This is a genomic window from Xylella taiwanensis (assembly GCF_013177435.1).
GTDB classification, from domain to species: Bacteria; Pseudomonadota; Gammaproteobacteria; order Xanthomonadales; family Xanthomonadaceae; genus Xylella; species Xylella taiwanensis.
Genome location: NZ_CP053627.1, coordinates 2,818,041 through 2,824,877, shown reverse-complemented (window position 1 = coordinate 2,824,877; position 6,837 = coordinate 2,818,041). Strand labels below are relative to the sequence as shown.

Sequence of the window (6,837 nt, the reverse complement as noted above, 5' to 3'; positions counted from 1 at the left end):
CAATGTTGTCATCAGTAATGGGCTGCTTAGCGTTAAGCAAAGATGATGTGTAAGCAGCTCAGGGAATCATGAAATTGGATATCAGACTATCATTGGAAGCGGATTTTTCCCAGACTTATTCATGAGATCATTCACAAAAGCCTCCTTGACAAGGATCTGATGAATTCTTGTACAATGATAGCCGATTTAATTTCACAGATCATAGAGTAAAATGGAGGGCCTATGGCCACCAAGCGTACATACCAACCTAGTAATCTCAAGCGTAAACGTGATCACGGCTTTCGGGTACGGATGGCAACTGCCGATGGCCGTAAAATTCTAGCTCGCCGTCGCGCTAAGGGCCGCAAGCGTTTGAGTGCTTAATTACTATATGCTGCCACACGCAGCTAAAAGTCAATTTTGTCTCTGTCATGTGGGTACATTAAATTCACGTAAGCGGTTTCCTCGTTCCGCTAGGGTTTGTTTGCGTTCAGAATATTCTGTGATCTTTAAGCAAGGCTGTCATAAGGGTAGCATGCTATTGAGGTTGCACCATCGACCAACTTCCGGACCAGTTCGCTTGGGTCTAGTAGTTTCTCGGAAGGTTGATATACGCGCAGTTAATCGTAATCGGGTCAAGCGTGTCCTCCGTGAGACCATGCGCCAAATTGCTTCTAATTTAGTGCCAGGTGACTATGTGGTGGTTGTTCGTCAGACTGCCCGAAATGTCAGTAATGCTGACTTGTGTATAGCTTTCTTGTCATTATTACGGCGCATCGGAGCATTGCCTTTAACCGCAATTGATAACACAATGCCACCGCTTTTCCAGAGTAAGTGTTCCCGTAAATAAACAAATTAAAACCCCGTTCCGACTGCCCGAGAAATTTTTCTTGATGAACCAGACTCGTGTATTCCTGATATTTTCCTGGCTAGTAGTAGCAACACTATTGTGTATGGAATGGGGTAAAAATAAAAACGTGGCATTAGAATTTTCAGCTTCTCATAATTTTGCTGTTCACAGCAATGTGGAACACGAAATGCCACAAGTTAAGGCAGCTGCATCTACAGTTCCGCTTCAACAGAACTCACAATTAATTGCATCTGATCCAAGAGTACCTGTGATCAATGTAACAACTGATGTGCTACAGCTAAAATTAGATGGATTTAGTGTACTTTCTGCCGATTTGTTACGCTTTCCTCAAAGCAAAGATGGACTTGCTCAGCCAGTTAAATTGCTCACCGATAACCCATCCTATCCTTACAGTGCGACTAGTGGTTGGATGAGCCAAAATAATTCTCCAGTCCCTAGTTTGAGCACCTTTCGTCCTGAGCAACCAAGCGTTTCATATAACTTGGCTCAAAATCAGAACCGTTTAGTGGTGCCATTTATTTGGACTGCTGCAAATGGAGTCAGTATCCGCCGAACTTTTAGCTTTGAACGTGGCAGCTATGCGATCGTAATTAAGGATGAGGTTTATAATGGTGGCGAGATACCTTGGAGCGCTTATGTCTTTCGCAAGTTGAGCCGGGTACCTAATATCTTAAATCGCTCGATGACTAATCCAGATTCGTTCAGTTTTAACGGTGCTGTTTGGTACAGTGAGAAAGGTGGTTATGAACGTCGTGCATTTAAGGATTATATGGATGATGGTGGCCTGAATCGAGAAATCGTTGGTGGTTGGATCGCACTGCTTCAACATCACTTTTTTACTGCATGGATCCCACAGAAAGATCAAGCATCATTGTATTTATTAGCTCAGGATGGTTCACATGACATAGCTGAGCTGCGTGGGCCGGCTTTCAGTGTAGCGCCGGGGCAGAGTGTAATCACCGAAGCCCGATTGTGGGTGGGTCCGAAGCTGGTTGACCAAATTGCTCAGGAACAGGTCAAGGGGTTAGATCGCGTTGTTGACTACAGTCGGTTTCAGTTGATGGCAGTGATTGGTCAGGGTTTGTTTTGGATATTGAATCACCTGAACAGTCTTTTGCATAACTGGGGGTGGGCGATTGTAGGTTTGGTAGTTTTGCTTCGTATTGTCATGTATCCGTTAAGTGCTGCCCAATATAAATCCGCAGCGAAGATGCGCAAGTTTCAACCGCGGTTGCAGCAGCTTAAGGAACGTTATGGTGAGGATCGACAAAAGTTTCAGCAAGCGATGATGGAACTGTATAAGAAAGAAAAAATTAATCCTATGGGGGGCTGCTTACCAATCGTAATTCAGATGCCGATCTTTTTTGCGTTGTATTGGGTATTGGTTGAGTCAGTAGAGTTGCGTCAAGCGCCTTGGCTGGGTTGGATCCAGGATCTGACTACGCGCGATCCTTATTTTATCTTGCCGATTCTTAACATAGCAATCATGTGGACGACGCAGAAATTGACTCCGACTCCAGCTGGTATGGATCCTATGAGTGAAAGGATGATGCAGCTGATGCCATTGATTTTTGGTGTGATGATGGCTTTTGTACCGTCTGGTTTAGCATTGTATTGGGTGATCAATGGCGGATTAAATTTGCTAATCCAGTGGTGGATGATCCGTCAAAATGCCGATTTTCCGCGTAAAAGAGGTAAGACCAACATTAAATAGGTATTATATTTACTCCTCTGGTTATTCCTTAATTGTTCTTATTTTTCATATCTTAAATTTCTTATTTCTTAATAAAATATGATCCCCCATGGGTAATCAAACTACACTGTTCAGTTCTTTCTTTCTGCAATTGTGTATATTTCTGACGCTAGTGGCTTGTAAGCGTCAATCGACACCTATCGAGTCTGCAGTACCTATAGCTGCCATTTCAGTTAACGTTAAACATCCTCCTGATACACAGCATCTCAAGCCGCTTCTTGCCTCGTTGCATCAACAGTTGGAGAATTACCGCCGCATTATGGTGCTTCTCACGGATGATGATGTACATACGTCTCGGGAGCGTGTTACTTCGACTCAAGTTGGGCAGATGTTATTTAATGAAGGATTGAATCAACGCGCCGCGTTTTCTAAACGAATTGATACATTGCTTACTTCTGGTGCGGTTAACCGTTTTGATACTTTGACAATAATGCTCGATTATATTGAATCCGCACCTGAGCTCTATGATGCTGATCGTTTAGCGTTTCGTGAAACGCTAAACGATCTTGACGCTCGTATTAGCCATGATTCGGCGCTTCCGGCAATAAAATTGCGTCAACGTATTCATGAAGATCTGGATGCACTAACTCAGATTGAACATACCTACAACCAGGAAATTACTCGGATATCTAATTCTTTTGATCACAATCGAGGAATTGTTCTTAAGCGTGAAAAGTGGGATGACTACATGGCGTATTTGCGTCGTTCTTACACACGTAAAATGATTTTGCGTGATTATGCAGTCATCGAAGCTGATCCGATATCAATCGAAGGAAGCGAACTTGAAGTGTTTGGTAATGAATTACCGTTTAAAACGCTAGTACTTACTTTCGATGATGGCCCACACCGAGTCTATACCAATGAAATCAAGGCAATCTTACAACGCTACGCTGTACCAGCGGTGTTCTTTGAGGTTGGACGCAATCTTGGCAGATTGGATAGGGCTGGAAAACCGCGACTAGGCCCCTTATCTAAAATTAGCCACGAGCTAATGGAACAAGGCTATGCCGTTGGTAACCATAGTATGACCCATGACCTGTTGTCTAAGCTTAGTGGCACAGCGCTTCGTAGAGAGGTGATGGATGCCGATACAATGTTGCGTGCAGTGGATGAAAGGCGCGCACCACTATTCCGCTTCCCGTATGGTGCGCGTAATGCTGAGGGGCTGCGGTTGCTAGCTGAAATCGGCCTTAAATCAGTGGGATGGAATATCGATTCGCTTGACTGGGCCGATCCAGTTCCAAATTCAGTCGTGCGGCGTGTACTCGCGCAGGTGGCTAAAAAACAACGTGGCATCATTTTGTTTCACGATATTCATGACCGTGCAGTTAAAGCACTACCACAGATCCTGGATCAACTTATCGCTGATGGCTACCAATTTGCTGGTTGGGATGGCCATGGCTTTAGTGTTAATCATAGTCAAGCTATAAAGGTCGACACCGATGATACAGGGAGAGGAACTACCGCCATACATTCTTGGGCAACAGTGATTGGTGTCGATGACTATATCAAGTGGCCAAAATTGAAATACGCAGCTAACGACGCTGATGCGATTGCCAACACGCTGATTGAATCGCTTGGCTTTCCATCTTCACAAGTAATTTTACTGAAGAACCGTGAGGCCACTCGCGATAAAATTCTGGCTGCGTTTAACGGTCAGTTGGCTAATGGTCGTATACAAAAAAATGATCGTCTGTTTGTCTTCTTTGCTGGTCATGGCGCTACACGTCGGCCCTCCTTCGGGCCAAACTTGAATTATATCATTCCTGCTGATTCGAATCCAGCGAATTTTGCAGATGATGCAATCTCAATGACCGAAATACAGAACATCGCTAAGAACTTTGAGGCTAAAAATGTACTCTTCGTCATAGATGCTTGCTATAGCGGTTTGGATTTCACGCATGGGGAAACAGAGACTGGTGCTCGCTGGCGTACGAGTAATAACCGAATGAGTCGTCAAATGCTCACTGCTGGTGCGGCTGACCAGCCAGTCACTGATAGAGGCCCCAACGGCCATTCTGTCTTCACTTGGGTGTTATTGCAAGCGTTGTCTGGCCGTGCTGACTTTAATGATGACGGATTGATCACTGGTACTGAATTGGCGGCATACGTGGTGCCAGCGGTGTCGGCAGTATCAGCACAAACCCCAACATTCGGTAACTTGGCTGGTTCACAGGGGGGGGAATTTGTGTTCGAGATACCCAGGCGTGAGGGAGTTCTGACGAGTCAGACAGCACAGTTACTAGTCGATAAGATTACTTTGAACCGTCGTGTTGGGTCCACAAACTCTACACTCGGTGCTAAACAGGTACGTCAAAATGCGACTGTGCTTAGATCAGCCACAGTCAAAAATCTACAAGCTAGCGAGGCCACTTTGTCATTGCTTCCTACTGGGAAGCTTAGTAAAAGGCAGCTAGCTCAGCGTGCAAATGATCTGGGGTTGCAGTTATACAAAGAGAAGCGTTATATGGAAGCTGCTGATAAATTTTCCGAGGCGCTGGAGTTGCGTCCAAACTTTGCACTGGCGGCTAATAATCTTGGTTTTGTGTATTTTCGTCAGGGACAATACGCACAAGCTGTACGGTGGTTGGAGAACACGCTCAAAATAGATCCCTCACGTGCGGTCGCACAGCTAAATCTTGGTGATGTCTATTTGCGATTAAACAATAAAGATAAAGCGCGAAAAGCTTATACGATTTACTTGGATCTTCAACCACAAGGTTCTGGTGCGAAACAGGTGCGTATGAAGCTGACGAAATTATGAGCCAGTGCCCAGCCTATTTGAACGACACCATCGCTGCGATTGCCACCGCGTCCGGTAGTGCTGGAATAGGGATAGTGCGCGTTTCTGGTCCATTGATAAAAAATATTGCAAGTGGTCTAGGTATTGCCACGTTACGGCCACGACATGCACATTACACACGTTTTCTCGATATCGATGATGAAGCCATTGATGATGGGTTGGCGCTATGGTTTCCTGCCCCACATAGCTTCACTGGCGAAGATGTATTGGAGTTGCAAGGGCACGGCAGCCCGCTGTTGCTACGCCAGCTATTGATGCGATGTGTGAGGCTAGGAGCGCGGCAAGCCCGCCCCGGCGAATTTAGTGAACGTGCCTTTCTCAACGGTAAATTTGATCTGATACAAGCCGAGGCAATCGCCGATCTGATCGGTGCTGGTGACTTGCGTGCTGCTCGTGCTGCTCGCAGATCGCTGGATGGAGTCTTTTCGCGGCGCTGCGAGGCATTAGCCGAACAGTTAGTCAGGCTGCGTATTCACGTTGAAGCAGCAATCGACTTTGCCGATGAATCGCTGGATACATTTGATGGTGTCCAGATACGTACTGCATTACAGACCTTGTGTGTTGAACTGACACAGTTACTTCGAGAGGCTGAGCATGGGAGGCGTCTTTGCGATGGACTATATACCGTTTTGGTTGGTCCTCCGAATGTTGGTAAAAGTTCACTACTCAATGCTTTGATTGGTAGTGAGCGTGCGATCGTAACCGATGTTGCCGGTACGACTCGTGACACATTGCGTGAGAGTGTGCATTTCGATGGCTTGGAGTTTGTTTTGGTTGACACTGCTGGGTTACGTGACGGGGGCGATGCAATTGAGCGCGAAGGTATGCGTCGTACCCTCAGCGAATTGCAGCGTGCTGACTTGGCACTGGTGGTGTTGGATGCCTGCAATCCGCAGATTGGCCGTGCTACGGTGATAGATGCTCTTACTTCAGTGCCGCGTGTACTTTGGATCCATAACAAACTTGACTTGCTTGCGGAGCCGCCTGCATTAGGGTCAGATGTGATCGCAGTGTCTGCAATGACGGGTGCTGGCCTGGAAACATTGCAGGCACGCCTGCGTGCGTTGGCGCTTGGCGAGGCGACCGAAGTGGTCGAAGGTGAATTTTCGGCACGGTTGCGCCATGTGCAGGCTTTGCAACGTGCGGCTGCGCATGTAGTGGATGCCAATGCACAGTTCGCATACGAACATTTAGAATTGACCGCAGAAGAACTTCGTTTGGCTTATCACGCACTGGGTGAAATCAATGGGCGCATGAGTCCTGATGAACTACTTGGGCGGATTTTTTCCAGTTTCTGTATTGGCAAGTGAATCGGATTCTATCGAGATCATTATTAATAATAAATGCATAGGTGAGTATAAGTGCGGTAATTATTCCGTGTGTACTTTACACTGATAAGTAGTGCCTGGATGATGGGATGGAAATCGAAGA

At 46.2% G+C, this 6,837-nt stretch carries 5 protein-coding genes; all 5 read left to right on the top strand.

Features of this window, described 5'->3' with window-relative positions; genetic code table 11:
• Positions 1–222: 222 nt before the first annotated feature.
• The 5 genes from rpmH (at position 223) to mnmE (ending at position 6,716) form a co-directional block, all read left to right on the top strand.
• Complete coding sequence (gene rpmH / locus PLS229_RS11835) at positions 223–363, top strand: 50S ribosomal protein L34 (protein ID WP_038269628.1); 141 nt, start codon at positions 223–225, stop codon at positions 361–363.
• Between the two features lie 7 nt (positions 364–370).
• Positions 371–829, top strand: coding sequence for a ribonuclease P protein component (rnpA, locus tag PLS229_RS11830; protein ID WP_081755381.1), 459 nt, complete (start codon positions 371–373; stop codon positions 827–829).
• 43 nt (positions 830–872) lie between these two features.
• Positions 873–2,564, top strand: a complete 1,692-nt coding sequence (yidC, locus tag PLS229_RS11825) for a membrane protein insertase YidC (RefSeq protein ID WP_038269630.1) — start codon at positions 873–875, stop codon at positions 2,562–2,564.
• 88 nt (positions 2,565–2,652) lie between these two features.
• Positions 2,653–5,367: a polysaccharide deacetylase family protein gene (locus tag PLS229_RS11820; RefSeq protein WP_038269631.1), complete on the top strand. Its 2,715-nt coding sequence runs from the start codon at positions 2,653–2,655 to the stop codon at positions 5,365–5,367.
• Positions 5,364–6,716 carry a tRNA uridine-5-carboxymethylaminomethyl(34) synthesis GTPase MnmE gene (mnmE, locus tag PLS229_RS11815; RefSeq protein ID WP_038269633.1) on the top strand — a complete coding sequence of 451 codons (1,353 nt, stop codon included), beginning with the start codon at positions 5,364–5,366 and terminating at the stop codon, positions 6,714–6,716. Before PLS229_RS11820 ends, mnmE begins: the two co-directional genes overlap by 4 nt.
• The last annotated feature ends 121 nt before the right edge of the window (positions 6,717–6,837 follow it).

Excerpts from the sequence above, each read along its gene's own strand:
- rpmH (WP_038269628.1), top strand. The coding sequence starts at position 223 with ATGGCCACCAAGCGTACATACCAACCTAGTAATCTCAAGCGTAAACGT.
- rnpA (WP_081755381.1), top strand. The coding sequence starts at position 371 with ATGCTGCCACACGCAGCTAAAAGTCAATTTTGTCTCTGTCATGTGGGT.
- yidC (WP_038269630.1), top strand. The coding sequence starts at position 873 with ATGAACCAGACTCGTGTATTCCTGATATTTTCCTGGCTAGTAGTAGCA.
- PLS229_RS11820 (WP_038269631.1), top strand. The coding sequence starts at position 2,653 with ATGGGTAATCAAACTACACTGTTCAGTTCTTTCTTTCTGCAATTGTGT.
- mnmE (WP_038269633.1), top strand. The coding sequence starts at position 5,364 with ATGAGCCAGTGCCCAGCCTATTTGAACGACACCATCGCTGCGATTGCC.